25 protein-coding genes and 1 tRNA gene are annotated in these 26,465 nt (G+C 58.9%); 16 read left to right on the plus strand and 10 right to left on the minus strand.

All coding sequences use genetic code 11. The features are described from left to right. Nucleotides 1–3: 3 nt before the first annotated feature. Nucleotides 4–789 carry a TSUP family transporter gene (locus AC0JZ8_RS14545; protein WP_192076857.1) on the plus strand — a complete coding sequence of 262 codons (786 nt, stop codon included), beginning with the start codon at nucleotides 4–6 and terminating at the stop codon, nucleotides 787–789. A 31-nt stretch (nucleotides 790–820) separates the two neighbouring features. Here AC0JZ8_RS14545 and cobU read toward each other — a convergent pair whose 3' ends face one another. Beyond that, nucleotides 821–1,342, minus strand: coding sequence for a bifunctional adenosylcobinamide kinase/adenosylcobinamide-phosphate guanylyltransferase (cobU, locus tag AC0JZ8_RS14550; RefSeq protein ID WP_471892802.1), 522 nt, complete (start codon nucleotides 1,340–1,342; stop codon nucleotides 821–823). A 262-nt stretch (nucleotides 1,343–1,604) separates the two neighbouring features. Between cobU and AC0JZ8_RS14555 the strand changes: the two genes are divergently transcribed. The 5 genes from AC0JZ8_RS14555 to AC0JZ8_RS14575 all read left to right on the plus strand — a co-directional run bounded on the left by AC0JZ8_RS14555 (nucleotide 1,605) and on the right by AC0JZ8_RS14575 (nucleotide 6,115). Further along, entirely contained in the window at nucleotides 1,605–1,784 is a 180-nt protein-coding gene (locus AC0JZ8_RS14555) for a hypothetical protein (RefSeq protein WP_325265311.1), read from the plus strand. A 661-nt stretch (nucleotides 1,785–2,445) separates the two neighbouring features. Then, the gene (locus AC0JZ8_RS14560; protein ID WP_092662231.1) at nucleotides 2,446–3,441 is read left to right on the plus strand and encodes an ABC transporter substrate-binding protein; all 996 of its coding nucleotides are present in this window, start codon (nucleotides 2,446–2,448) and stop codon (nucleotides 3,439–3,441) included. Nucleotides 3,442–3,645: 204 nt separating this feature from the next. After that, a complete protein-coding gene (locus AC0JZ8_RS14565; RefSeq protein ID WP_062457186.1) occupies nucleotides 3,646–4,554 on the plus strand; it encodes an ABC transporter permease in 909 nt (302 codons plus the stop codon). Beyond that, the gene (locus AC0JZ8_RS14570) at nucleotides 4,547–5,599 is read left to right on the plus strand and encodes a quaternary amine ABC transporter ATP-binding protein (protein ID WP_062580606.1); all 1,053 of its coding nucleotides are present in this window, start codon (nucleotides 4,547–4,549) and stop codon (nucleotides 5,597–5,599) included. The genes AC0JZ8_RS14565 and AC0JZ8_RS14570 overlap by 8 nt, the downstream gene beginning before the upstream one ends. Before the next feature lie 165 nt (nucleotides 5,600–5,764). Continuing rightward, a complete protein-coding gene (locus tag AC0JZ8_RS14575; RefSeq protein ID WP_062458086.1) occupies nucleotides 5,765–6,115 on the plus strand; it encodes a hypothetical protein in 351 nt (116 codons plus the stop codon). A gap of 132 nt (nucleotides 6,116–6,247) precedes the next feature. On the opposite strand, the gene AC0JZ8_RS14580 is transcribed toward AC0JZ8_RS14575, so the two are convergent. Beyond that, nucleotides 6,248–6,406 carry an entericidin domain-containing protein gene (locus AC0JZ8_RS14580; RefSeq protein ID WP_062457192.1) on the minus strand — a complete coding sequence of 53 codons (159 nt, stop codon included), beginning with the start codon at nucleotides 6,404–6,406 and terminating at the stop codon, nucleotides 6,248–6,250. Nucleotides 6,407–6,701: 295 nt separating this feature from the next. On the opposite strand from AC0JZ8_RS14580, the gene AC0JZ8_RS14585 reads away from it, so the two are divergent. After that, complete coding sequence (locus AC0JZ8_RS14585) at nucleotides 6,702–7,478, plus strand: formyl transferase (RefSeq protein ID WP_471892803.1); 777 nt, start codon at nucleotides 6,702–6,704, stop codon at nucleotides 7,476–7,478. Between the two features lie 21 nt (nucleotides 7,479–7,499). Here the strand turns inward: AC0JZ8_RS14585 and AC0JZ8_RS14590 are convergent, their stop codons facing one another. Next, nucleotides 7,500–8,393, minus strand: a complete 894-nt coding sequence (locus tag AC0JZ8_RS14590) for a LysR family transcriptional regulator (protein WP_062458089.1) — start codon at nucleotides 8,391–8,393, stop codon at nucleotides 7,500–7,502. A 214-nt stretch (nucleotides 8,394–8,607) separates the two neighbouring features. Between AC0JZ8_RS14590 and AC0JZ8_RS14595 the strand changes: the two genes are divergently transcribed. Together AC0JZ8_RS14595 and AC0JZ8_RS14600 are read left to right on the plus strand one after the other, a co-directional pair. Then, nucleotides 8,608–8,817 carry a hypothetical protein gene (locus tag AC0JZ8_RS14595; RefSeq protein WP_471892804.1) on the plus strand — a complete coding sequence of 70 codons (210 nt, stop codon included), beginning with the start codon at nucleotides 8,608–8,610 and terminating at the stop codon, nucleotides 8,815–8,817. A 219-nt stretch (nucleotides 8,818–9,036) separates the two neighbouring features. Then, the gene (locus AC0JZ8_RS14600) at nucleotides 9,037–10,065 is read left to right on the plus strand and encodes a GlxA family transcriptional regulator (RefSeq protein WP_471892805.1); all 1,029 of its coding nucleotides are present in this window, start codon (nucleotides 9,037–9,039) and stop codon (nucleotides 10,063–10,065) included. A gap of 70 nt (nucleotides 10,066–10,135) precedes the next feature. On the opposite strand, the gene AC0JZ8_RS14605 is transcribed toward AC0JZ8_RS14600, so the two are convergent. Beyond that, the gene (locus tag AC0JZ8_RS14605; protein ID WP_471892806.1) at nucleotides 10,136–10,984 is read right to left on the minus strand and encodes a response regulator; all 849 of its coding nucleotides are present in this window, start codon (nucleotides 10,982–10,984) and stop codon (nucleotides 10,136–10,138) included. A gap of 173 nt (nucleotides 10,985–11,157) precedes the next feature. Then, on the minus strand, nucleotides 11,158–13,728 hold the full coding sequence (locus tag AC0JZ8_RS14610; RefSeq protein WP_471893378.1) for a mechanosensitive ion channel domain-containing protein: 2,571 nt from the start codon (nucleotides 13,726–13,728) through the stop codon (nucleotides 11,158–11,160). Between the two features lie 190 nt (nucleotides 13,729–13,918). On the opposite strand from AC0JZ8_RS14610, the gene AC0JZ8_RS14615 reads away from it, so the two are divergent. After that, entirely contained in the window at nucleotides 13,919–14,170 is a 252-nt protein-coding gene (locus AC0JZ8_RS14615; protein WP_062457205.1) for a GlsB/YeaQ/YmgE family stress response membrane protein, read from the plus strand. A 22-nt stretch (nucleotides 14,171–14,192) separates the two neighbouring features. Here AC0JZ8_RS14615 and AC0JZ8_RS14620 read toward each other — a convergent pair whose 3' ends face one another. Continuing rightward, nucleotides 14,193–14,750 (minus strand): DUF924 family protein, encoded by a 558-nt coding sequence (locus tag AC0JZ8_RS14620; RefSeq protein ID WP_471892807.1) that lies wholly within the window; start codon nucleotides 14,748–14,750, stop codon nucleotides 14,193–14,195. Beyond that, nucleotides 14,747–15,247: a heme-degrading domain-containing protein gene (locus AC0JZ8_RS14625; protein WP_471892808.1), complete on the minus strand. Its 501-nt coding sequence runs from the start codon at nucleotides 15,245–15,247 to the stop codon at nucleotides 14,747–14,749. The genes AC0JZ8_RS14620 and AC0JZ8_RS14625 overlap by 4 nt, the downstream gene beginning before the upstream one ends. A gap of 202 nt (nucleotides 15,248–15,449) precedes the next feature. On the opposite strand from AC0JZ8_RS14625, the gene AC0JZ8_RS14630 reads away from it, so the two are divergent. The 5 genes from AC0JZ8_RS14630 (at nucleotide 15,450) to AC0JZ8_RS14650 (ending at nucleotide 21,385) form a co-directional block, all read left to right on the plus strand. Next, entirely contained in the window at nucleotides 15,450–16,070 is a 621-nt protein-coding gene (locus AC0JZ8_RS14630) for a TerC family protein (RefSeq protein ID WP_092662219.1), read from the plus strand. A 345-nt stretch (nucleotides 16,071–16,415) separates the two neighbouring features. Continuing rightward, nucleotides 16,416–16,823: a hypothetical protein gene (locus tag AC0JZ8_RS14635; protein WP_092662217.1), complete on the plus strand. Its 408-nt coding sequence runs from the start codon at nucleotides 16,416–16,418 to the stop codon at nucleotides 16,821–16,823. 77 nt (nucleotides 16,824–16,900) lie between these two features. Then, nucleotides 16,901–19,435, plus strand: coding sequence for a protein translocase subunit SecD (secD, locus tag AC0JZ8_RS14640; protein WP_174196709.1), 2,535 nt, complete (start codon nucleotides 16,901–16,903; stop codon nucleotides 19,433–19,435). Between the two features lie 76 nt (nucleotides 19,436–19,511). Further along, entirely contained in the window at nucleotides 19,512–19,952 is a 441-nt protein-coding gene (locus AC0JZ8_RS14645; RefSeq protein ID WP_471892809.1) for a YqaA family protein, read from the plus strand. 74 nt (nucleotides 19,953–20,026) lie between these two features. After that, the gene (locus AC0JZ8_RS14650; protein ID WP_471892810.1) at nucleotides 20,027–21,385 is read left to right on the plus strand and encodes an APC family permease; all 1,359 of its coding nucleotides are present in this window, start codon (nucleotides 20,027–20,029) and stop codon (nucleotides 21,383–21,385) included. Between the two features lie 29 nt (nucleotides 21,386–21,414). Here AC0JZ8_RS14650 and AC0JZ8_RS14655 read toward each other — a convergent pair whose 3' ends face one another. Beyond that, entirely contained in the window at nucleotides 21,415–22,032 is a 618-nt protein-coding gene (locus tag AC0JZ8_RS14655) for an HAD-IA family hydrolase (protein ID WP_471893379.1), read from the minus strand. A gap of 199 nt (nucleotides 22,033–22,231) precedes the next feature. Here AC0JZ8_RS14655 and AC0JZ8_RS14660 point away from each other — a divergent pair, with 199 nt between their 5' ends. Next, nucleotides 22,232–23,002 (plus strand): SDR family NAD(P)-dependent oxidoreductase, encoded by a 771-nt coding sequence (locus AC0JZ8_RS14660; protein ID WP_471892811.1) that lies wholly within the window; start codon nucleotides 22,232–22,234, stop codon nucleotides 23,000–23,002. A gap of 13 nt (nucleotides 23,003–23,015) precedes the next feature. Here AC0JZ8_RS14660 and AC0JZ8_RS14665 read toward each other — a convergent pair. Both AC0JZ8_RS14665 and AC0JZ8_RS14670 read right to left on the minus strand, forming a co-directional pair. After that, nucleotides 23,016–23,091 (minus strand) — tRNA-Thr (locus tag AC0JZ8_RS14665). A 155-nt stretch (nucleotides 23,092–23,246) separates the two neighbouring features. Continuing rightward, the gene (locus tag AC0JZ8_RS14670; RefSeq protein ID WP_471892812.1) at nucleotides 23,247–26,429 is read right to left on the minus strand and encodes an efflux RND transporter permease subunit; all 3,183 of its coding nucleotides are present in this window, start codon (nucleotides 26,427–26,429) and stop codon (nucleotides 23,247–23,249) included. Nucleotides 26,430–26,465: the final 36 nt, after the last annotated feature.

Raw genomic sequence — 26,465 nt, forward strand, 5'->3', positions numbered from 1 at the left:
GCCTTGAGCGACATTGCATTTCAGCTGCTTTTTCTTCTCTTCCTCGCAGCCATCTTCGCGGGGTTCGTTGATTCGATTGCGGGTGGCGGCGGGCTGATCACCATCCCCGTCCTGCTCATTGCCGGCATTCCGCCGCTTGAATCGATCGCGACGAACAAGCTGCAATCCCAGTTCGGCTCGGCATCGGCAACAATTGCCTATGCGCGCAAGGGCCATGTGAAGCTGAAAGAGCAGCTGCCGATGGCAGCCATGGCGGCGCTCGGCGGCGCCATCGGTGCGCTGCTTGCCTCCATCGTTCCAGCCGAATTCCTGACGACCGCGATCCCCTTCCTGCTGGTGGCAATCGCAATCTTCTTTGCGATCAAACCCAATCTCGGCGATCTGGAAAGTCACCGACGGGTGACGCCGTTCGTTTTCGGGCTGACCGCCGTGCCGATCGTCGGTCTCTATGATGGCGTGTTCGGGCCAGGCGCTGGATCATTCTACATGCTGGGCTTCGTCCTGCTCGCCGGATTCGGACTGCTCAAGGCGACCGCCCACACGAAGCTCATCAATCTCGGCTCCAACTTCGGGTCGTTTCTGGTGTTTGCAGCGTCGGGATCGGTGCTCTGGAAGATCGGCCTGATGATGGGCGTTGGCCAGTTCGTCGGTGCGCAGATCGGGTCGCGACTGGCGATGCGGAACGGTGCGAAAATCATCAAGCCGCTGCTGGTGATCTCATGCATTGCGCTTGCGACCAAACTGATCGCCAATCCGGCTCATCCGGTTCGTATCTGGCTGGGGTTCTAGATTATCTCCCGACCGAAACCAGTATAGCCCGTCACCCCTTCATCTTCAGCGGTAAGCCGGCGGCCACGAAAAATACATCGTCTGCCACGGCTGCGATTGCCTGATGCAGGCGGCCGGCATGATCGCGGAAGTCTCGCGCCATGCGATTGTCCGGCACGATACCAAGACCGACTTCATTCGACACGAGGATGACGGTCGAAGCAGTATCCCTCAGATAAGACAGAAGTCCTTCCGAGGCTGAGGAAATGTCTGCCTCCGCCATCATCAGGTTCGTAACCCACAGCGTGAGGCAGTCGACGAGGATGACGACATCATCAGAGTCAATGCTGCGAAGGTTGGCTGTAAGGTTCAACGGTGTTTCGTGGGTGATCCAGCCCGTGCCACGGTCGTCTTGATGGCGCAGAATGCGTTCTTCCATCTCGGCGTCATAGGCGCGGCCTGTGGCAATGTAGTGCCTGTTGAGACCGGTTTCGCCGCTAAGTTTTTCAGCGAAGGATGACTTGCCGGATCTGGCGCCGCCAAGGACAAGGGCGACGCGCCCGGAGCGGGTCATGGCAGCAGGCCGATCGCAGAGAAAGGGACCGGACGATTCGTAGATGAGGAAGGCGTCCGGCCCTGCTGGTGTTTGCTCTGGATTTGCATTGCAGCGCCATGTTGACTCGTTGAAGGTCGCCCGTCAATCCCATGCGGGTTAGACATTTCGGGGCGCGATCTCACAACTTTCTCAATGGGCATTCTGTTTGCGACATGCGCTGCCGACTTGTTGCGTTGAAACGCGCTGGTTCGCCGCGTATCTGAGCGCATATGAAAACGACATGGCTTCGTTCTACGAAGCCTCTGAGGAAACACCGATGCTTTACATCTTCAAGAACAATGACAGCGTTCAGATTGCCTGGAATTCGAGCCTTCCGCGTCGTGATCGTCAGACCCGCGCCATGGAACTCGACACGCGCTTTTCGCTGCTCGGTTTCATCCGTACGTTCAGCGCTGGCTGATGTGAAATGAGAACCCAAAAGTCGATATGAACGCAACCATAGCGCGATCTTTCACTTCGAGATCGCTTGCGTCACTGCAAAATGGTTATGGCGTCCGGTACGCACTACCTGATCCGGCGCCAAGTCGTTCGAGGACGACCATGGCGGCAACATGTACGCGTACATTCTTACCGTATGGTTATTAGCGCGTTACCAATGCCTGCAGTTTCAATTTTTTCCCCACACTGCGTGAATTTTTCTTTGCGACAGCGAGGGCGCTAATCAGCCACTAAACGTCAAATATCGGACGTGACAAAGTGCCGACTGCATGAACGGGCTGCTGCTGGTTGCAGAGTTTGCTTAGTTATTGCCGGCGATGGCGCTTTTGTCGTCACAAAAGACGCGAACACGATATCTTACAAGGGCTTGGTGATATGCCCGTTATTGTGCGGTTACTCGCAGACAGTTGATTTCTGCTTCGGAAAACGTAGGCTGATACTGCTGACACATTATTGCGCAACGCCTGTGACATCATTCGCTGGCGTATAAAAGACGCATGAGGCCAGCTGGCCGGTGCAATCACATCTACCGGTTGATCGCACAAAGCCGCAGTCATCGGGTGCCGGCTATCGGCGCCTCCAGAGTTGAACACTGTCACGAATAAGACTGGGAGGTCTTACACATGAAGAAACTCCTCACTTCCGCAGCCTTCGCCGCCGGTCTTTACGCTTTTGCCGGCACTGCCCATGCCGACTGCGGTTCGGTATCAATCGCAGAGATGAACTGGGCGTCCGCAGGGGTTGCCGCTCATATCGACAAGATCATTCTCGAAAACGGGTATGGCTGCTCGGTGGAAATGGTGACCGGCGACACGATGCCGACCTTCACATCGATGAACGAAAAAGGTCAGCCTGACCTTGCACCCGAATTCTGGGTCAACGCGGTGCGCACCCCGCTCGACGCAGCGGTCAAGGAAGGACGGCTCGTCATTGCAGCGGAAATCCTTGCCGACGGCGCTGTCGAAGGATGGTGGATCCCGAAATTCCTTGCGGACGCGCACCCGGATATCAAGACCGTTCAGCAGGCGCTTGCTCATCCCGAACTCTTCCCGGCACCGGAAGACAAATCCAAGGGCGCGGTCACCAACTGCCCGTCCGGCTGGAACTGCCAGACATCGACCGCCAACCTCTACAAGGCTCTCGGTGCAAGCGAAAAAGGCTTTGAACTGGTCGATACCGGCTCTGCTGCCGGGCTCGACGGCTCGATTGCCGGCGCATTCGAGAAGAAAACCGGCTGGCTCGGCTATTACTGGGCTCCGACCGCGATTCTCGGCAAGTACGAGATGGTGAAGCTGTCCTTCGATACGCCGCATGACAAGGCCAACTGGGATGCCTGCACGGCGGTTCCGGATTGCCCGAACCCCAAGGTCAACTCCTATCCGAGTTCGGAAGCCTTCACGGTCGTAACGAAGAAGTTCGCCGACAAGGCCGGCGTCGCGATGGATTACATCAAAGCCCGCAAATGGGGCAACGCCACGATCAACAGCGTTCTCGCCTGGCAGACCGACAACCAAGGCACCAATGAAGACGCAGCCAAGCACTTCCTTACAACCAGCCCGGAAATCTGGAGCAAGTGGGTCAGTGCCGACGTCGCTGAAAAGGTAAAGGCCGCTCTCTGAGCCTAGCCTCGCCAATGAGGGAAGCCGATCTGCGGCTTCCCGCTCAAGGCGCGTGAGAAGTCGCGACAAGCCGTCCACCGCTGACGGTCGCGCGAACCCAACGCCTTATCCATTGCAGACGTGCATGAGGCTGATTTGGTCAGGAAGGCGCTCGGGCAGCCATGCCGGGTTACGCCAAAAATCCAACCTATAAAGGGGAACATCATGGCAACCTGCAACTTTCTGCCGAACGCTCTGTGTAGCTTTCCGGCGATCAGCGACGCTTCCATCCGTGAAGCGCGCAAGGTCATCGATGAGGGGTTCAAGAGCCTCGTTCGCGAATATACCGGCTTTATCGATACGATCGTCCAGCCCCTGCAATGGTTCCTGAACTTCCTGGAAAGGCTGTTCACCAACTCGCCGTGGATCATCGTTCTCGCCGTCATCCTCACCATCGTCTATCTCGGCAGCCGCAGCATCCGCATCACCATCGGTACCGCGCTCGGAATGTCGTTCATCGGCTTTATCGGCCTTTGGAACGATGCGATGATCACGCTCGCGATCACCACGGTCGCAACTCTCATCTCCATCATCGTCGGCATCCCTATCGGCATCCTGATGGCGCGGTCCGACCGGGCGCAGGCAAGCGTCAATCCGGTTCTCGACGTGATGCAGACCCTGCCGAGCTTCGTCTACCTCATTCCCGTGGTGATGATTTTCGGTATAGGCAAAGTTCCGGGACTGATTGCGGTGGTCATCTATGCGGTCCCGCCAATGATCCGCCTGACCAATCTCGGCATCCGGCTTGTCGACAAGGAAGTGCTCGAAGCCGCGGATGCGTTCGGTTCGTCGCCAAGCCAGAAGCTGAAGAACGTGCAGATGCCGCTGGCCCTGCCGACAATCATGGCCGGGATCAACCAGACGATCATGATGTCGCTGGCGATGGTCGTAGTCGCATCGATGGTCGGCGTCGGCGGGCTTGGCCGCAACACGCTGCAGGCGATCAACAACCAGTTCTTTACGTTCGGCATCATGAACGGTTTCGCGCTTGTTGCGATCGCCATCATTTTCGACCGAACAAGCCAGGCATTCGGCAAGCGCCTGCAAAAACATTCGGAGGTGGTCCATGGCTAGTCACGGCATCGAGATCAAAGGTCTCTACAAAATCTTCGGCGCGAACGGTCGCCAGTATATCGACGCCATCAAGGCGGGCATGACGAAGACCGAGCTCAACAAGAACCACGGTCATGTGCTCGGCCTCAAAGACATCAACATATCCATGCCGGCGGGCGGCATCACGGTCGTCATGGGTCTGTCTGGTTCCGGCAAATCGACCCTGATCCGCCATATCAACCGGCTGATCGACCCGACCTACGGCGAAGTCGTCTATGACGGCGTCGACGTGTGCACGATGAGCGAAAACGATCTTCGGGAATTCCGTCGGCACAAGACGGCGATGGTGTTTCAGAAATTCGCGCTTCTGCCGCATCGGACCGTGATCGAGAACACGGTCTATGGACTGGATATCCAGGGCGTGCCTCGCGCGGAAAGCTTCAAGAAAGGTCAGTACTGGATCGAGCGGGTCGGCCTCTCCGGCTTCGAGAACCACTACCCGAACCAGCTTTCCGGCGGCATGCAGCAACGCGTCGGCCTCGCACGGGCGCTGACCAACGATGCCGACATCCTTTTGATGGACGAGGCCTATTCCGCGCTCGATCCGCTGATCCGCGTCGACATGCAGACCGTGCTTCTCGATCTCCAGGCGGAGCTCAAGAAGACCGTCGTATTCATCACCCATGATCTCGACGAGGCCCTGAGGCTGGGCGACAAGATCGCCATTCTGCGCGATGGTGAGGTAGTGCAGCAGGGAACCGGCCAAGATATCGTCCTGTCACCGGCTGATGACTACATCACCGCCTTCGTCAAGGAGGTGAACCGAGGGCGTGTGTTGCAGGCAAAAACCGTGATGAAACCGTTCGACGGTCTGACTGACGGCATCAGGCTTGCGGGCAACACGACGATCGAAAGCGCTGCGAGAGCGATCTGCGAGGCGAGCCTGACACGGGCAACGGTGACAGATCCTACTGGAGCGCCTGTCGGGACGCTCGACCTGCACACAATCATTTCTGCCATGGTCAGCCCTGCATCATCCGAGGAGGCACGGATCGCTGCGGAATGACAGGGCTCGGCGTCGGACCGTTCTGACGCCAACCGGCCATATGCCGACGTCCTTATCGACAAGGTCGACATGTTGGGCGATAAGATCGACAAAGGTCAGGACGGCGCTCCCCACGGTGTGGAGGCGTGGATCTGGCGTGAAACGATCACGGTAAAGGATGAAGACGTGAGCAACATTTCGCCAATTGGCAGCCGCGAGACCGTTGCCGAGAGTTTCGAGAACCGGTCGGCCGAACAGCAGTCCTGGCTTGTTCTGTTGATGGAGAACCCGTCGAGCGATGACCTTCTCCTGTCGGGTCTGCATCTCTACCTGGATCAGGCGAGTGAAGGACGGTTTCTCAACTCTTTGAAACTGGAAAAATCTGGTGGATGGCTCGGCAATGCAGCGCCGGCGCGGCTTCAAATCCGCATTGCGGAAGCGGCGAAATCCAGCCAGCACCCAGCCTATCAGGCGTTCAAGAAGGGTCTTGATCAGTCAGGCGGCTTCGAGCGCGCCTATCCAAAGGCTCGAGTCTGATCAAGTCGAGCAAAGCGCATCGAAACTGGCAGTAGCTTGTACGCCAAGACCGCCCTGCCCCTCGCTGCGGGGCACCTCAGCAGCCTCGCTGCCGGCACGTGATGGCCGACAGCGGAGCTGGGGAGTAACTAATTACTGTGCAGCCTTGCCAACGCGGTGGCCGGCGTCCTGGGTGGCGTTCACGGTGTTCGCCGTGTCCTGGCCTACGCCGCGGATCGTGTTGCCACACGAGCTGAGCGAAGCTGCCGTTACGAAAAGTGCGGCGATAACCGTGACTGTCTTTGCCGTCATGTTAGAAAACTCCCTGGATGAAGATCAAATCGTTCGGAAAATCAATTTCCGGCACAGGAACGTTCCAGCTCGGAAAAAGTTCACGTAATCAAATGTGATGTGTCTCTTAGCGACCGCTGTGATGCTTTTTGGCAACAGCCCAATCGCGCCCGATGACTTCACCGCCGGTTCCAGCACAATGATACAGGACAAATCGGTTGTCGCAGCGCGCGAACCGAGAGGTCGGTGTGAATTTGCCAATCTTTCCCCGTTACTATGAGCGCGCACGCTACGCGGTCAATTACGGGGCAGGCCCATGACGGAACATTCATCTTCTCGGGTTTTGATCATGACTGCTGGCGGCATAAACCCGCAGGTGATGATTAATGCCATCCATCGGGAGTTTTCTGATCTCCACGTTATCCAGGAGGAAGCGGAACCGAAATCGGTGCTTCTGAAGCGGCGCGCGAAGCGGTTTGGATGGATGCATGCGCTTGGTCAGCTGGCTACGATGATTTCGTCACGGCTCGGCAAAGGCATCGCTGCGCGACGGTCTGAAGAGATCATTCACGAGCACGGGTTGATAGCGGATCCCAACCCGGCAGTGCCTGTGACATCCGTATCGTCCCTGAATGACGCTTCGTGTCACGCTGCGGTAAGTGCAATCCGACCGGCAGTCGTCTTCACGATATCCTGCCGTATCCTGTCACCCCGAACGCTTGCCGCGATCCCCTGCCCCGTGATCAACTTCCACGCTGGCATCAACCCGATGTATCGTGGCCAGATGGGCGGGTACTGGGCTCTTGTGGAAGGCGATGCGCAGAATTTCGGGGCAACCGTCCATCTCGTTGACAACGGGGTCGATACCGGCGGAACGCTTTACGAGAAACGGATATCTCCGGCCCGTTCCGACACGATGGCAACCTATCCGCTCCTGATGACGGCATCCGCGACGGATATCGCAATCAAAGCAATCCAGGATGCGATCACGGGCAATCTGAAGCCGTATGAACCAGCCGGGCCATCAGCCCTGCGCTTTCCGCCGCCGATCTGGACATGGCTTTATCACGGCATCACCAAGAAGATCTGGTGATGCTCACGGAAATGCCCGAGTTCAGGCCGCCGTTGCCAGCGCGCCGAACGCTTCCCTCATGCTTTCCGCGACAGCCTTGGCCGGGGCCGAGAGATGGGGCGCGGTTAGAAGCCGAATGTCGAAGCTGATGAGTTCGGGCAGCCCTTCCTTGGCGCCCAGAACCTGCATGTCGCTCGTGACATAGGAAAGCGGGAATGGTGCGATCGCAAGGTCGGACACGACTGCTGCGCGCTGCGCCATCGTATGAGAGCTCGCATAGGCGATACGATAGGAGCGCTTGTGGCGATCGAGCTGAGAGATCGCATCCTGCCGCCACACGCACCCATCCTCCCAGACGGAGATCGGTAGCGGATCACGCAAGTAGGCATTGCCGCATTTAGCACCGGCCCAGACGAGCCGTTCGGAATGGATCACTTCACCGGTGGTCGGGAACGGCCTTGTCGCGCAGTTGATCAGGGTGAGATCCAGCCGCTGCTCATCCATCCGCCGACGTAATTGCAGGCTCTGGTCGACGGTGACATCGACCATGATCCCCGGAAAGCTCTCTCCGAAATCCTTCAGGAGCTTTGGGAGTAACCGCTCGGCGATATCATCGGGAGCGCCCAGCCTCACGACGCCCGCGAGATCGGGCATGACGAACCGCGAGACCGCTTCGTTCGATAGAGCGAGCATCCGGCGCGCATAGGACAAAAGCATTTCGCCGTTCTGCGTCAACGACACCGAGCGCGCGTCCCGCAGGAACAGCGTCGTCTTCAACTGTTCTTCGAGCTTCTTGATCTGCATGGACACGGCCGACGGTGTTCGCAGAACCGCTTCTGCGGCAGTCGAAAAATTGCCCGTCTCGGCAATGGCAACGAAGGTTCTGAGGATGTCGATATCGAGCAATGGAAGAGGCGGTCGAAACGGAACGGTCATCGTCATCACCATCAATTAAATTGAACCTAAGCACCATATCATTTCGTTTGATTGAAAGTCAAACAGGTCGCACCCTTGGAAACACGACACGCCATCTCAAAACAAAACGAATCTTGATGGGATGAATTATTTTAATTCTCTTTTTTGATGACTGACCGCAGTTCACATTGAATCGGCGTCCAGTGCTCGAACGAGAGCCCCAAGGAGAAAGTCGATGAGCAACATGACCTATCGTGAGAGTGTACAGCCACGAACATCGCAGTCGTCATTTGCGACATACTTCGGGCTTGCCCGCAGCACCGTTTCAAACCTGCGAGACGCATGGCGCCGCCGTCAAAATGAACAGGTCCTTGAGGGCCTGCCATCAGAAATCCGCAAGGATATCGGTTGGCCATCCACCGACAACGACCTCAAGCGCCATTGATGCCCAATACTCATGGCCTGCATGCGACACGCAGGCAGGTCTTGAGGCTGCGTCTTTTTTGATCGCCTGTTAACGAGATTATAGTGTGTGCGACCTTTGGACGTCGCAAATTTGACATTTCGCCGTCGTCAAATGTCCTTCTCCGTCACCGCCTTCCGTGTCAATGTCGCTTTTAAAGAAACGACCGGATCAACGGCGGCCAGCGAAGGGAACAGCGACATGGATATAACAAACCGTGGGCACGCGAAGAAACGCGCGCTCGTTTTCTTTCTTGTGCCGCATTTTACGATGCTGCCCTTTGCAGCCGCCGTCGAAACCCTGCGGATCGCAAACCGCATGCTTGGCTACGCCGCCTATACCTGGCGCCTCTGTTCCGTCGATGGCGAGAAGGTTTACTCGTCCAGTGGTATCGGTCTCGAAGTCAATTCCTCTCTTGCAGACGAACGCCGTCACCTGAGCGGTGAGCATCGCCCCAGCATGGTGCTGATGTGTTCCGGCATCTATGTGGAGGAGTTCAACAACAAATCTGTCAACGCCTGGCTGCGCGAGACCTATAACCGCGGCACGGCTGTCGGAAGCCTTTGCACCGGCGCGCATATTCTGGCGCAGGCGGGGCTCCTGAACGGCAAGCGCTGCGCGATCCACTGGGAGAACCTCCCGGGTTTTGCAGAAGCGTTTCCACAGGCGGAAGTCTATGCGGATCTCTACGAGGTCGACTCCAACCTCTATACCTGCGCTGGCGGCACCGCGTCACTCGACATGATGCTGAACCTGATCGGCCAGGATTTCGGCGACAATCTTGTCAACCGTGTCTGCGAACAGCAGCTGACAGATCGCGTCCGCAACCCGCAGGACCGCCAGCGTCTTCCCTTGCGTGCCAGGCTCGGGGTCCAGAACTCCAAGGTTCTGCAGATCATAGAGCTGATGGAAAACAATCTGGCCGAGCCGCTGTCACTGGTCGAAATCGCCGACGATGTCGGCCTGTCCCGCCGCCAGATAGAGCGTCTGTTCCGGCAGGAAATGGGCCGATCCCCTGCCCGCTACTATCTCGAGATCCGCCTTGACCGCGCCCGGCATCTGCTGGTGCAGTCCTCGATGCCGGTCGTCGAGGTTGCGGTCGCCTGCGGGTTCGTGTCGGCGTCTCATTTTTCCAAGTGTTACCGCGAGGTCTACAACCGCTCACCCCAGCAGGAACGCGCAGAGCGCAAGCTTTCGCTCAACACCGCACGCACCGGGGTCGTCGTGTAAGTTTTTTGGAAAGCGGCACGCCATCGATATGGGTGCCGCTCGCTTTGCACACTCAGCAGCTCTCAAGAAATCAGGCAACGTTCCTGACGTCGGCTGCTGGAGCCTTCGAGCGCATCGTGCGGATCTGGATCAGCGTATCCAGGTTCTGGTTGACGCGGCAGTAGAACTCCTCGTCGATAAAGGGCCGCAACATGAAGTCATTGCCGCCCGCCTTCAGGAACCGGGCGGAAAGCAGCCGGTCCGACGACGAAGACACGCCGATCACGCGCAGTTCGTGGGAACCGCGAACCGAGCGGATGCGGCGGGTCAGTTCGAAACCATCGATATCGGGCATGTTGTAGTCGGTAATGACGAGACCGATATCGGGGCTCTTCTTCAGGATCTCGAGGGCTTTGGCGCCGCTTTCGGCGACACTGACCCTAAAATTATAGCGCTTAAGGCGGCTCGAGAGCAATGCGCGGGCGGTCATGCTATCATCGACGATCAGGACGTGATGGCGGTGGTTGGTCAGGAACCGGCAAACCGATTCTGCCAGCATGTCGACCGCAAAGACGTTGTCCTTCAGGATATAATCCACGATATCCTTGGCCAGAAGCCTATCGCGTGTTTCCTGCTGGAAGGTGCCGGTAAAGACGATGGTCGGGATCGACAGATCGATCAGGTATTCCAGCGCCTCTCCGTTTTCAGCACCCGGGAGGTTGATGTTGGAGATCGCAAGCGTGACAGGCTCGGTGGAGCGATCGTAAGCAAGCTGCAGATCTTCGAAGTTACGGCAGATCTCAATCTCGATGCCGAACAGTTCTTTCAGTCGGGTCCCGACCATCGACGTAAATACGTTAGAATCTTCCGCAAGCAATATGCGCGCATTCGCCAAAGATTCGCCGGAATATTGCATGCCGGAAATGCCGAGAAATGTCATGGTACCCTTTTAACCCCGATCCTTGCCCCATTTGTTTAACTCTATGCGAAGCAATTTTCAGAAGCGTTAATTAGGCAGTACTTTCACATCTTGAGCGCAGCGGTCATCGAGTTACCGCTGCCTAAAGTGAATGATGTATTATTCCGGTACCTTACCATTCTCGGCGTGTGGCTTTACGCGCCACCCGCCGTATCTCCCTCATCCGGCAGGACCGGCTTTCCGCGGTGGAAGACGATCTCCTGCTGCGGGAACGGAATCTCGATGCCCTCCGCGCGGAAGCGCTGCAGAATGGCGATCCTGAGGTTGTTCCGGATGCGAAGACCATCGCCCATGTCAGCGAGATGGAAACGAAGCTCGAAATTCAGCGACGACGGCCCAAATGTCAGGAACTCGACGTGAGGCTCCGGATTCCGCAGCACTTCGGGGATCTGGTCGACGAGTTCCAGCAAAATGTCCATCACCCGTTGCGGGTCAGCGTTGTAGCTGACAGCGATCGGAATTTCCGAACGGCCGATCTTGTTGCGATGCGTCCAGTTGCCGACCGCGGCGTTGATCAGGTCGGAGTTCGGCACGATGATAGATTGTTTGCGGAAGGTCTCGATCTCGGTCGCACGTACAGAAATCCGCTTGACGATACCTTCGTTTGCGCCCGTCACCACGTGGTCACCCACCTTGAACGGACGTTCCACCAGCAGAATCAGTCCCGATACGAAGTTCGATACGATGTTCTGCAGGCCGAAACCGATACCGACCGACAGTGCAGACGCGACAAGAGCAAAGCTTGAGAGGTCAATGCCCGCAGCCGACACGCCGACGATGACGGCAAGCCCGACGCCGAGATAGCCGATGCCCGTCTTCACCGAGTTTCGGACACCAAGATCCACCTGGCTTCGGGCAAGAACGTTGTTGTCGATCCACTTCTGAACCCAGTGGGTGACGACAAAGCCCAATCCGAACAGAAGGATGCCGCCGAAAATGCCGACGATCGAGATGGAGACGTTACCGATCCGAATTTCGGTGAAGAAATTGTAGATCCATGCCTCGATATCCGTGGTCTGGAAGCCCCAGGTCAGAAGGATGAGCGGGATGCCGAGAAACAGGGCGAACGCATAGATGCCGAGGCCGGCAACAAGCCCTGTCTGGTCGAGCGCGACCTCGCCAAAATTGCGGCGCTCCGCCAGCTGCCGACCGGCGCCGGTGTTCTTGAACGCACCCTGCTTAGAGATCGCCTTGCCCGACAGGAAGCCCAGATAGACCAGGACGACGACCGCGCCGGTCAGCACGATCTGTGTCGCGACAAAACGGGCAAGACCAATATAGCCGGTCAGGACAGCAAGCAGAAGCAGCCCGCCCATGATCTTCAACAGACCGGAGAAAAACCGCGGCCACGGATGGCCGGTACTGCCGCCACGATCCTCGCCCTCGGCAACGCGCGGCCGTACAAAGGAAATGGCGATCAGGATGAGACCAACGATGACAGCGGCGAACAGGCTCTTGACGATCGTCAGAACCAGTGGCGAGTTCAATGCCTCGCTGATCGCGCCGAGAAGGTAATCCAGTCCGTTGACCACCGCCATGACGAGCACGGCCAATGTCAGCAGCCGCGCGCCCTTATCGGTGATGCGCACCAGTCGCCATGCCGGTTCTCCCGGCGCCATTACGCCATAGGTGAGCTTCCAGACAAACGAGACGAACCAGATGAAGCCGAACAGCGAAGCAATGATCGGCGCCACATCGGGTCTGAGAACATTGAACCCATCGAGGAAAAGATAGGAGGTCACCAGAAAGGCCGCGATCGAGACCGTTTGGATCACGGTCGACCAGAAGGCGACCGAAAGACGCTTGATGTAGGATGGATCTTCCTGACCGTTGCGACGAATGAAGCGGCCGAAAATGCGGTAGCCGCCCCAGAGGAATAGGGCCGCAGCACCGATGGACAGCGCGATGGCGCTCAGAAGCTGAAGCAGCTTGAAGCGGATGACAAAGCCGATCCAACTGCCAAGCGTCGCGTTGAAGTTGTGCACTTCAGTTACGAAGGCATTGCCCGCCTCGATGAATAGATCGGCGTTCAATTCCGTATGACGAAACAGCGTCTGCGCGAACAGGGCACGGCGCAGGTTGGTGATCGTGTTGGCGAGATTTGTCGCGCTGTTGGCCAGGTTGTTGGCATCATCGACGATGAGGTTCAGCTCGGAACGCTCATTGACCAGCTTGCCGCGCTCCTCGGCGACGGCCGGCGCTTCCTGCGGCTGCCCTTCGGCCGGTGGTTCTCCGAGGCTCGTCAACCTGGACTGGATCTGCGTGACACGTGCCTTCAGCGTGTCAGACGCGCTGCGCATCTGTTCGACGATCTCTTCCGCCTGCAGGCGAAGCTCGGCCAGTCGGCCGTCGTCGGTCGTATCCTGCCTGACCTGATCGTTGAACGTGGTCAGCCGGCCGCGAAGGCTGTCCAATGTCTCCTTCATTTCATGATTGATCGAGTCGACCGTCACCATCGACTGTGGGTTTTGCTGAGCAGATGCCTGCGGTTGCCCGGCCTGCCCGGGGGCTGCCTGGCCCGGCGCGGTCTGGGCTGGTGCCGCTTGGGTCGGTGCAGCCGGGGTTGGCGCAGCCTGCGCCGGCGCAGCCGGGGTCGGTGCAGCCGGGGTTGACGTCGTACCGGTCTGCGGAGCCTGCGCATTGGCCGTAAACGCTGCTGCGGTCACAAGCAGGACGATCATGGATGCGCGGATCGTTCGCGTCATCAGCGACAAGGGATCGAAGGAGTTCACGCGCACCGGTCTCTACTCTTCTCAGGACAATCGGAATCGCAGGCACGAATAGAGGCACTTCAAGGCGAAGAAAAGGACGTCCTGCACAGCTTGAAAATTCCTTGGGAACTTTGGAACATTCTGCTGCGTTACCAATCGCAAATTCAAAACGTGAGGGTAAGACATGGAAGAAGCAGGCATCGGCTGGATCGCAGCCATCATCATCGGCGGCATTGCAGGCTGGCTGGCAGAACAGTTCATGAAGAGCAATATGGGCGTCTTCATGAACATCCTTCTTGGCATCGTCGGCGCGATCATCGCCAACGCCATTCTCGGCTTCTTCGGCGTTGTGCTGGGCGGCTGGATTGGCTACCTCATCGCCGGCTTTATCGGCGCCTGCATACTTATTGCAGTTGCGCGCGCCTTTAGACGCTAAGCGCTGACTAGATCAGGTCTGATCAAAAACCCGACCCCGGCAGAGCAAGATACTCGAGCTCTTCCGGGGTCGAATTGCGTCCGAGCAAAGCATTTCGATGCGGGAAGCGGCCGAACTGACGGATCACCTCCCGGTGCTTGACCGCGTAGTCGTGATATCGTTCGTCGCCGAGGAGAGCAAAAAGCTCGACTGCGCGATCCTGGTCTTCAAGCGCTTCCGAATGCTCGAAGGGCAGATACAGGAAGCACCGCTCATGCAGACCGGCGCCCGTATCGACACCTTCGTCGACTGCCAGCCTCGCCTCCCGCAACGCGATCCAATCTGTTGCAAACGCCAGCGGTGTGCCCCGATAGATATTGCGAGAAAACTGGTCAAGCACGATGATGGACGCGAGATGCCCCTCGCGTGAACCTCGCCACGTATCCAGATCTCCACGCGCCAGAAACAGGTGAGTCGCCGCGAAATGCTTCGAGATTGCGACATCCAGCGCAGGGTTCTTTTCGAACCATTTCTCCGGTCCCAGTTCGACAAACCAGAAATTCAGCACGTCTTCAGGGGTACGAACCGCTTCAGAACTCATGAAGCTTGCTCCAGTTGAAGACCGTCGGACGACTTGCCCATCATCACCAGCAGAGCCTCCACGACGAGCCTGTGATCGTCTCGCTGCGGGAGACCCGATACGGTGACTGCGCCGATACAGCCTGCCCCGTCCACCTTTATCGGAAAACTGCCGCCATGCGGTGCATAGTCGGCAATAGGAAGCGAGAACTTTGCCTCGAGTGTTGTCTCCTGCCTGGTCATTCTCAGACCCATCCCATAGCTCGACTGAAAGAAGCGCAGGACGACATTGCTCTTGCGCCGAACCCAGTCTTCGTTGTCAGGCATCGACCCCGGCAACGCCGTGTAAAAGAGTGGCATCGAGTGAAGCCGGATACCGATCGCGACTGGCAGCCCCTTCTCGATCGCCATGTCGCGCAGGAAAGAACCGAGTCGCCAGGCTTCGTCCGGACCAAAGCGGTCGAAAATCAGGGCCGCTTCCTGCTCGGCGATCCTGGCGATATCCTGTTCAAGCGTCATGGTATTTCCCCGTTTGTAGCCTCATTGATGACGGTGGAATTGGGGAATGTAAATATCCTGCCCCCCAGCGCCGTTGCTGATCGTCCGGCAGACCATCCGTTCCACGGTTTGCGCAAAGACAATTGTAAATTGCTTGTGCGCAACCGCGAAGAAGCGGATAGAGGAAATTACCTCCAATCCTTCCCATTCAGGCCTCCCTATCATGGATCTATTTACCGCTGCTGGCTTGGCTGCCCTCGTCGAGGTCATTGCCATCAATCTCGTGCTGTCCGGCGACAACGCGATCGTTATCGGTCTTGCCGCTGCCGGCCTTCCGGCGGACATGCGCAAGAAGGCAATCCTGTTCGGCATCGCGGCCGCAACCGTGCTTCGTCTGATCTTTGCAGCGGTCACCTCATACCTTCTCGGCATCGTCGGGCTGCAGCTTGTCGGCGGCCTGTTGCTCGCCTGGGTGTGCTGGAAAATGTGGAGCGAACTGCGTGCCCACGATACGGCAGACGCCGACGCGCTCAACGCTGCGGCCGCCAACCAGCCGCAAAAGACGTTTTTTCAAGCGGCAATGCAGATCGTCGTCGCTGATGTGTCCATGTCACTGGACAACGTCCTTGCCGTTGCCGGAGCTGCTCAGGAGCATTCCGCAGTCCTGATCATCGGTCTCGTCGTGTCGATTGCGATGATGGGTATCGCTGCCAATTTCGTGGCGAACCTGCTCAACCGCTACCGCTGGATCGCCTATCTCGGCCTCGCCGTGATCGTCTATGTCGCAATCACCATGATCTATCACGGCACGATCGAAGTCTTGCCGCTGATCCAGTCTGCATAGTCTTTTCGGCTCGTTTTGAAACAGCGGTTTAAACGCTCATTATTATACAATCGAGATTGACCGTCGAATCAGAGCGCTGCCATTGAAGCAGGCCGGCTAGCAACGTTAGGTGGTCGCAGCCGGCAATAACCGGTCAGGGGCTCGCGGACCCCCAGCTCGAAAGTGCTGGTGAGCCCCGTCCAATCGTTGACTGAGGTCAAGGCCGGTTCGCGCCCGACGCGAGGCGGGTCAAACTTCGGTTATCCCCTGCCGTGATGCGATTGACCGTACCAGCACTCTCCTTTAGAAGCGGCATTCTTCCGAAGCAGGCTCTTCGGTGTTACGAATATTCCGGAGTTGGAACGGATGGCGGTGTTTCCGGCAGGAACACGAGAGACGGCCCGGTGCGCGCAGGACAAGCTCCCGTCGCAATGGGCAGTCTTTGTCGCGGCACTGCTGATCGCCTTCGTCGCTCTTCTGTCTGGTGGCCTTCGTGACAGCCAGGCAATTTTGCGCATTGCGCATTCCAGCGAGAAGAGCTCGGAGACACCACAAGCCAGCAAACGCGATCCTATTCGCACGCTGGCGACTGCCGACCGCAGGGAGGCTGGTCCCAGCCAGTGGAGCGGCGCAGACGGCGCTTTGGCTTTCACCGCCTCGACACTGACGATTCCGGAATTTGCTCAGGCGATTGCATCCGCGCTCACCGATGCCAATCCTATCGGCACGCATTGGCCGGTTCCGCTGCCGCGCGCACCGCCCGTCGTCTCCTAAGCGCGATAGTCGAACCTCACACGCATACGGCCCCTTGCTGCGAAACGCGCAACCGGGGCGAAGCAGGATCTTAAAACATGAGAAATTCACCCTGGCTGGTGGCGAGCTATATCCTTGTCATCGTGTTCGGCTTCCTGGTGGCGATGCCGAACATTCTGCCGCAATCGGTCCTCGACCGCGTGCCTTCCTTCCTGCCTCACAGCCGTGTGTCGCTCGGTCTCGACCTTCGCGGCGGTTCGCATCTGGTGCTGGAAGTGGACCGCGCTGATCTCATCAACGAGCGTGTCCAGGGCCTGATCCAGGATGCACGCCGCGTTCTGCGCGAAAAGAACCTCGCAACATCGGCTATCCGTCGCTCGGGCGAGGCTGTGCTTGTTACGCTTCGCGATCCAGCGCAGCGCGATCAGGCCGTCACCGAGTTGCAGACGCTCGCGAACCCGATCGGGCTTGGCACGACGGTTGGTGGCAGCGACCTTTCCATCACCAGCCAGGGCGACAACACGATTTCCATCGCCCAGACGGATGCGGGGATCACCTCCCATATCAACGCTGCCGTTGAGCAAAGCCTTGAGATCATCCGCCAGCGCGTTGACCAGGTCGGCGTCGCCGAGCCGACGATCCAGCGTGTGGGTTCGGACCGCGTTCTCGTCCAGCTTCCAGGCGAACAGGACCCTTCGCGCCTGCGCCAGCTTCTCGGCTCGACCGCCAAGATGAGCTTCCACCTTCTCGGTGACCAGGGCCAGCCGGGCGTAACCATGATCGCAGACGAGAGCGGTCAGCAGTATCCGGTGCTCGACCGCGTCGAACTCTCCGGTGACCGCCTGACCGATGCCCGCGCGGCGTTCGACCAGCAGAGCCGCCAGCCGATCGTCACCTTCCGGTTCGACAGTGCCGGTGCAGCCCGCTTTGCCCAGATCACACAGGCCAATGTGGGCCGTCCGTTTGCGATCGTGCTCGACAACAAGGTGCTCAGTGCACCCGTCATCCAGACGCCGATCACCGGCGGTTCCGGTCAGATTTCGGGCAGCTTCACGCCTGAGGACGCGACCACCCTTTCCGCGCTGCTGCGCGCCGGCTCCCTGCCCGCCAAGCTCACTGTCATCGAAGAACGCACCGTCGGCGCCGACCTTGGCTCCGATGCGATCGAAATGGGCATCTTCACCGGCCTCATCGGCTTCGTCCTCGTCGTCTGCTTTATCTTCTTCCTTTACGGAAGCTGGGGCATTCTGGCCAACGCTGCGCTTCTCATCAACGTCGTCCTGACCTTTGCCGGCCTCACCTTGATCGGGTCGACGCTCACCCTGCCCGGCATCGCCGGCGTGGTGCTCGGCATTGGTCTTGCAGTCGATGCGAACGTTCTGATCAACGAGCGCATCAAGGAAGAAACCCGCAAGGGCAAGAGCGCGTTTGCGGCAATCGACTCGGGCTTTGCCCGCGCCTACTCGACCATCGTCGACAGTAACGTCACGGCGCTGATCGCGACCGTCCTTCTGTTCTGGTTCGGCTCCGGTCCTGTCCGCGGCTTCGCGGTCACCATGGGCCTCGGCATCATGATCTCGATGTTCACCGCCGTGTCGGTCGTTCGCGTCGCGATGATCTACATTGCCGCACAGCGCAAGCTGAAGAAGATCGAGATCAAGCCGCTTCTACCGATCAATCTCGTTCCGGATGGTACGCGTATCCCGTTCATGAAGGGTCGCTTCATCGGTATCGGCGTGTCGGTTCTCCTGTCGATCGCCTCGCTCGTGCTGTTCGTGACGCCTGGCCTCAACTACGGCGTCGACTTCCGCGGCGGTATCCAGATGGAAGTGGTGACCGCCAACGAAGCGGATCTTGCATCCTTCCGTTCGGGCCTCAACGAACTCGGTCTCGGTGAAGTGGCACTGCAGGAATTCGGTGCCCATAACAGGCTCCTGGTCCGTGTCGAGCGCCAGCCAGGCGGCGAGATCGCCCAGACAGAGGCCGTCGAGAAGCTCAAGACGGAAGTACTGAAGATCGACCAGACTGCCAAGGTTGAGCGTACCGAAGTCGTCGGTCCGAAGGTATCGGGCGAACTTGCGACTGCCGGCTTCCTGTCGGTCCTGCTCGCCTCGATTGCCATGATGATCTACATCTGGGTGCGGTTCGAATGGCCCTTCGCCGTCGGTGCCATCGCGACACTTGTGCTCGATGTGACAAAGACGATCGGCTTCTTCGCAATCACCGGTCTCGACTTCAACCTGACAGCGATTGCCGCGCTGCTGACGCTGGTCGGTTACTCTGTCAACGACAAGGTCGTGGTCTATGACCGCATGCGCGAGAATATGCGCCTCTACAAGAAGATGCCGCTGCGCGACGTGATCGATCTGTCGATCAACGAAACGCTGGCTCGAAGCCTCTATACCTCGGCAACGGCGTTCCTCTCGCTTCTGCCAATGGCTATCTGGGGCGGCAGCGCCGTCTCCAGCTTCGCGATCCCGATGGTGTTCGGCATTCTCGTCGCTGCCCTCTCGTCGGTGTTCATCGCAGCGCCGATCCTGCTGTTCCTTGGCGACTGGCGTACCCGCCATCAGGCACAAAAGCCTGTTGCAGACGACACAGCCGTCGATTCCAAGCAGATCGGCAACGTCTGAGGCGTTTCACCATCCGGACAAAAGGGCGGGTCGTTTCCCGCCCTTTTTCATTTCCACGTTTTAAGCCCGGTTTTCCATGGTCGATCTTGCCGCCTTTGCGGGCCTGTTCTTTGCTGCATTCATCGCTGCCACGATCTTTCCGATGCAGTCGGAAGCGGTCCTTGTCGGCCTCATCCTGTCCGATCGCTATGCGCTTGCGGCCCTTGTGCTCACGGCCTCCGTCGGCAATACGCTCGGCTCGGTCGTCAACTGGCTGATGGGATTGGGCGTGGAGCGGTTCCGGGACCGACGCTGGTTCCCCGTCAAGCCTGACAAGCTCGAGAAGGCGAAGACGTGGTATCGTAAATACGGAAAGTGGTCGCTGCTCCTGAGCTGGCTACCGATCGGCGGCGATGCCATCACCGTTGTCGCGGGTGTTCTTAAAGAACCGCTGCCAACGTTTCTTGTTTTGGTCTTCATCGGCAAGACGCTTCGCTATGGCGTCGTCGCGGCTGTAACGCTCGGCGTGATCGGTTAAACCATACCAAACATGGAACAATCGTGTGATGTTCCCATTAGTGTTGCCATGTAGGACCATGTTGGGAGGCAGTCATGGCAGAGGCGTTCGGCGCGAAAGAAGAAACACCTGAACTTAAGCGCGTGATGGGCCCCGGCCTGCTGCTGCTGTTCATCGTTGGCGATATTCTCGGAACGGGGATCTACGCACTGACCGGACAAGTGGCCGCTGAAGTTGGAGGCGTTGTCTGGCTTCCATTCCTCATCGCTTTTCTTGTCGCCCTGCTCACCGCCTGCTCCTATCTCGAACTCGTCACCAAATATCCGCAGGCAGCTGGTGCTGCGCTCTACACCCATAAAGCCTTCGGCGTCCATTTCGTCACGTTCCTTGTCGCCTTCGCCGTGATGTCCTCAGGCATCACGTCTGCGGCGACCGCATCGCGGGCGTTTGCCGCCAACTTCTCGACGTCGCTCGGCCTGGATCTCGGGGTCTGGGGCGTACCGCTGATCGCCGTCGGCTTCATTGCGCTGGTGGCAGCGGTCAATTTCCGCGGTGTCGGTGAAAGCGTAAAGCTCAACGTCGTGCTGACCGTTGTGGAACTGACCGGCCTTCTCATCATCATCGGCATCGGCCTCTGGGCGATTGCTGGTGGCGAGGGCGATGTGTCGCGTGCCTGGACGTTCGCCACACCGGAAGGCAGCGGAACGTTCTGGCCAGTCGTCGCCGCAACCGGTCTCGCCTTCTTCGCGATGGTCGGGTTCGAGGACTCGGTCAACATGGCCGAAGAGTGCAAGGAGCCAAGCCGTCTCTTCCCGAAAGTGCTGCTGACCGGTCTCGCGATCACCGGCGTGATCTACATTCTCGTGGCAATCTCTGCGATTACTCTGGTGCCGGCGAACGAACTGGGCGAAGGGGAAACACCGCTTCTGAAAGTCATCCAGGCCGGAGCGCCCGCGTTCCCGATCAGCATCTTTGCGATCATCACGATGTTTGCCGTCGCCAATTCGGCGCTGATCAACATGATGATGGCAAGCCGGCTGATTTACGGCATGGCCCGCGAAAATGTCCTTCCCGCCATGCTCGGCAAGGTGCACGCAACACGCCGCACGCCGTATATCGCAATCGTTTTCACATCGCTTCTCGCCGTCTGTCTGATTCTCTTTGCCGGCGGCGTGCCCGCTCTTGGCGGGACGACTGCACTACTGTTGCTTTGCGTCTTTGCGATCGTCAATGTCGCCGTGCTGGTCCTGCGCAAGGACAAGGTCGACCACAAGCACTTCCGGACCCCAACGATCCTGCCGGTTCTCGGTGTTATCTCCTGCGTGTTTCTGGCGGGTCCCTGGGCCGGTCGCGATCCGGTCCAGTATGCCATTGCCGCCGCCCTGCTTGGCCTCGGCGTCATACTGTGGATCGCCACCGTCCAGTTCATGAAGACATCCAGCAGTGCGGCCTGACCGTCATCAGATGACCGGCGTCATGCTTCTCAGGTTCTGGACTGAAAGGTGATAAGGCCGTCGTTGGCGACGCTCACGGAAACTCCGGTGTAATCCGGGATCCGGAAGTGCCCGCCCTCAACCTCGTGGGTATGGGTGGCGGTGATCACCATGACATCGGCACCCGCCGCCTCGCCTGCCTTGATGCCGGCAGGGACGTCCTCGAACACCATCACGTTGGAAGGGTCTGCGCCAAGCCGTTTCGCGCCGAGCCTGTAGCCCTGCGGGTCCGGTTTGCCGATCGTGACGTCCTCGGCAGTGACCAGCATGGACGGTATCGCAAGGCCAGCTGCGGCAAGTCTTGCCTTTGCGAGTTCCAGCGGCGACGACGTCACGACACCCCATTGCCCCGCGGGCAGGCTCGCCAAGAATTCAGCAGCGCCCGGTATCTGAACGATACCCTCGACATCGTCGATCTCGCCGCGCAGAACCTTCTCCGCTTCCACTGCCGGATCAAGACCCGGCAGGTTGAGGCTCGTAATCGTGTCGATGCCGCGCTTGCCGTGCATGAAGGGCAGGAATTTCTCCACGTCGAGCCCCTGCTCTGCCGCCCAGCGTCCCCAGACACGTTCGGCGGAAGCAATCGAATTGAGGATCGTTCCGTCCATGTCGAAGAGAAAGCCGCGATAACCTCTGGTCGGCAGGACGATGACGTTTTGGGAGACTGACAATGCGGAATTCCTTTTGGAGAGACTGACGGGATTTGCAGGACCGGATACGCATCCGGACTACAGATAGGAGGGAGCCGGCGCAATTGACGGCGAGGTTCGAAGCGTTAGAACTGAGAATGGGAATGGAGAAAACCCTATGAATGAGGATTTGATGGGGCACGCGGATCTGCGCGGCCGCGGCGTGCTGATCACGGGCGGCGGATCCGGCATTGGAGCGGCGCTTGTCGAGGGATTCGCGGCCCATGGCGCGAAGGTCTCGTTTATCGACATTGCCGACGAACCCAGCACAGCACTGGCGGACCGGCTTTCCGCGATCAACGATCATCCAGTCCGATATATAAGGGCGGACTTGCGCGATACCGACGCCATCAAACATGCGGTCGATGATGCGGCAGCAAGCCTGGGGTCACTCTCGGTGCTCGTGAACAATGCCGCCTGGGACGATCGCCGGGATCTCGATGATATCACCGAAGATTACTGGGACCTCAGCCAGGCGATCAATTTGAAGCAGGTGTTCTTCACATCGCAAGCCGCCGTGCCGCATATGCGGTTGGCGGGCGGTGGTGCGATCGTCAATTTCTCATCGATCGCCTGGATGCTCAACATGGGTGGCATGCCATCCTACACAACCGCCAAGGCCGGTATCGTCGGTCTGACCAAAAGCCTCGCCGGCAGGCTTGGGCCGGAAAATATCCGGGTCAATGCCATCCTGCCCGGCATGATCGTCACCGAGCGGCAAAAGGACCTGTGGCTGAAGGATGAGGACATCGCCGCGATGATTGGGCGCCAGTGCCTCAAACGCAGCCTGGTGGCGCAGGATGTCGTGGGCCCGTGTCTGTTTCTCGCGTCGAGCGCCGCGGCTGCCATAACTGCGCAGACACTGGTGATCGATGGTGGCGCGATCTAGCGAGAAAGGAAGATGGTGCCCCTGCCGAGGAATTGAACCTGGATCGGCTGCAAACGAAGCAGCTGCTCTGGCTTTGAGCTACGAGGGGCGTGCGAACTGATTGCCACCGATTGGTAAGCAGCGCAATCACAGCCTTTACCAATGGTTACGGGGTAAGGTTAACCCTGGCCCATTATGGCTTGGCACAATTGAAAATGCCCTGCGGATCCTTCCAGAGGAAGAACCCGCAGGGCCTGGAGGCCAGCTACTCCGCTGGAGAGAGAGCGGGCGGCGCCTCCAAACCGTGCTGCCGCAGGGGCCGCATTCCGGTCATCAGGCGCGCCAGCATATAGAAGACCGGCGTCATGAAGATGCCGAAGAAGGTCACCCCGATCATGCCGGAGAATACCGCGATACCCATGGCGACGCGCATTTCCGCACCGGCACCGGTGGACACGACCAGCGGCACCACGCCCATGATAAAGGCCATCGACGTCATCAGGATCGGGCGAAGGCGAAGGCGGCTGGATTCGACTGCAGCCTCGAACGGCGTTCGGCCTTCGAACTCCAGCTCGCGGGCGAATTCCACGATCAGGATCGCGTTCTTCGCCGACAATCCGACCAGCACCACCAACCCAATCTGGGTGAAGATGTTGTTGTCGCCTCCCGTCAGCCAGACACCCGTCAGTGCCGCCAGCACGCCCATCGGCACGATCATGATTATCGCAATCGGCAGCGTCAGGCTTTCGTACTGGGCCGCCAGCACGAGATAGACCAGCAGCAGGGCGAGCGGAAACACGATGATGCTCGAATTGCCGGCAAGGATCTGCTGGTAGGTGAGATCGGTCCACTCGAAGGCAACGCCTGACGGCAGTGTTTCGTCGAGGATCTTGGTGATCGCCGCTTCCGCCTGACCGGAGGAGAAGCCAGGTGCCGGCGCTCCGTTGATATCCGCGGCGAGGAAGCCGTTGTAGCGCGTCGTGCGTTCCGGACCCGTCTGGGCGTCCACCTTGAGGAGCGCCGAAAGCGGGATCATCTGGCCCGATTGCGAACGAACTTTCAATGCACCGATATCCTCGGGCTTGGCGCGGAACTGCGCATCCGCCTGCACCCTCACGCTGTAGGTACGGCCAAACGCGTTGAAGTCGTTGACGTAGAGTGAGCCGAGATAGATCTGCAGCGTCTCGAACACGTCGGTGACGGATACGCCCAGCTGTTCGGCCTTGGCGCGGTCGAGATCGGCGAACAGCTGCGGGACGTTGATCTGGAAGCTGGAGAAGATGCCTGCCAGTTCCGGCGCCTGCATGGCCTTGGCAATCACGGCCTTGGTTGCATCGTCCAGTGCCTGGTAACCGTAACCGGCGCGGTCTTCGAGTTGCAGCTTGAAGCCGCCCGTGGTGCCGAGACCGTTGACCGGCGGCGGCGGGAACATCGCGATGAACGCATCCTGGATACCGGCGAATTTCTGGTTCAGTGCCATGGCGATGGCGCCGCCCGAAAGCTCCGGCGTCGTGCGGTTCTCGAAGTCGTCAAGTACTGCGAAGACGATGCCGGAATTGGATCCGATCGTGAAGCCGTTGATCGACAGGCCCGGAAATGCAATCGCATGCTCGACGCCCGGCTGCTTCAGGGCGATGTCGCTCATGCGCTTCACCACATCTTCGGTACGGTCAAGCGTTGCCCCATCCGGCAGCTGTGCAAAGCCGATCAGATACTGCTTGTCCTGCGCCGGTACGAAGCCGCCCGGCACCGCGTTGAACACGCTGTAGGTTGCACCGATCAGGGCGAGATAGATCACCATGACAATGCTCTTGCGCGACAGAAGGCCGCCCACCGTGCGGCCATAAGCGTTGGAGGCGGAACCGAAGACGCGGTTGAAGCCGCGGAAGAACCAGCCGAACAGCCAGTCCATAGCCCGCGTCAGCCGGTCCTTCGGCGCATGATGCCCCTTGAGCAGAAGAGCTGCCAGTGCCGGGGACAAGGTCAGCGAATTGATCGCCGAGATCACGGTCGAGATGGCGATGGTGAGCGCGAACTGCCGGTAAAACTGGCCGGACAAGCCGGAGATGAAGGCGAGCGGCACGAACACGGCGACAAGAACGAGCGCGATCGCGATGATCGGGCCGGAGACTTCGCGCATCGCCTTATAGGTGGCATCACGCGGATTGAGCCCGTTTTCGATATTGCGCTCGACATTCTCGACGACGACGATCGCGTCATCCACGACAATACCGATCGCAAGCACGAGGCCAAACAGCGTCAGCGCGTTGATCGAGAAGCCGAGCGCATACATCACGGCGAAAGTGCCGATGATGGAGACCGGAACCGCGATCAGCGGAATGATCGAGGCACGCCAGGTCTGCAGGAAGACGATGACGACGATGACGACCAGCGCAATGGCTTCGAGAAGCGTATCGACGACCTTTTCGATCGACGAGCGGACGAACTGCGTGGTGTCGTAGACGATCTCGTATTTGACGCCTTCCGGCATCGCCAGCTGGAGCTGATCCATGGTCGCGCGGACCGTATCGGCGATCTCGATCGCATTCGAGCCAGGAGCCTGCAGGACGGGAATGGCAACGGCCGGGCGTCCGTCTAGAAGCGACCGCAGCGTATAGTCGGCCGCGCCCATTTCGACGCGTGCGACGTCGCGGAGCCTTGTGATCTCCCCATTGGCGCCGCTCTTGACGATGATGTTGGCGAACTCTTCGGGCGACTGCAAACGTCCCTGGGCATTGACGTTGAGCTGGAGGTCGGTGCCCGGCAGGTTCGGCGAGGCGCCGATAATGCCGGCTGCGGCTTGGACGTTCTGCGCGCGGATCGCGTCCGTCACATCGCTTGCCGCGAGATTGTGCTCGGCAGCCTTTTGCGGATCGATCCAGACGCGCATGGAATAGTCGCCGGCACCGAAAACCTGCACCTGGCCGACGCCTTCGATCCGTGCCAGCCGATCCTTGACGTTCAGCGTCGCGTAGTTGCGAAGGTAGGTGAGGTCATAACGGTCACTATCCGAGACAAGGTTGACGACCATGATGAAGTCGGGCGAACTTTTGATCGTGGTGATGCCGAGCGCCCTCACCTCGGATGGCAAGCGCGGTTCAGCCTGGCTGACGCGGTTTTGCACCAGCTGCTGCGCCTTGTCCGGATCTGTGCCGAGCTTAAAGGTCACCGTCAGCGTCATGACGCCGTCCGATGTGGCCTGGCTCGACATGTAGAGCATGTCTTCGACGCCGTTGATCTGCTCTTCTAGCGGCGTCGCAACCGTCTCGGCAATCACGACCGGATTGGCGCCGGGATAGGTCGCTTTCACCACGACCGAAGGCGGAACCACGTTCGGATATTCGGAAATCGGAAGTGCGCGCATGCCAAGCAGGCCGGCGACCACAATCAGGATCGACAGGACGCCAGCAAAAACCGGTCTGTCGATGAAAAATCTTGAAATATTCATTGTCTAAGCCCTCTCTCCAGGGTCGAACAGAAACAA

The organism is Velazquezella soli, assembly GCF_977018685.1.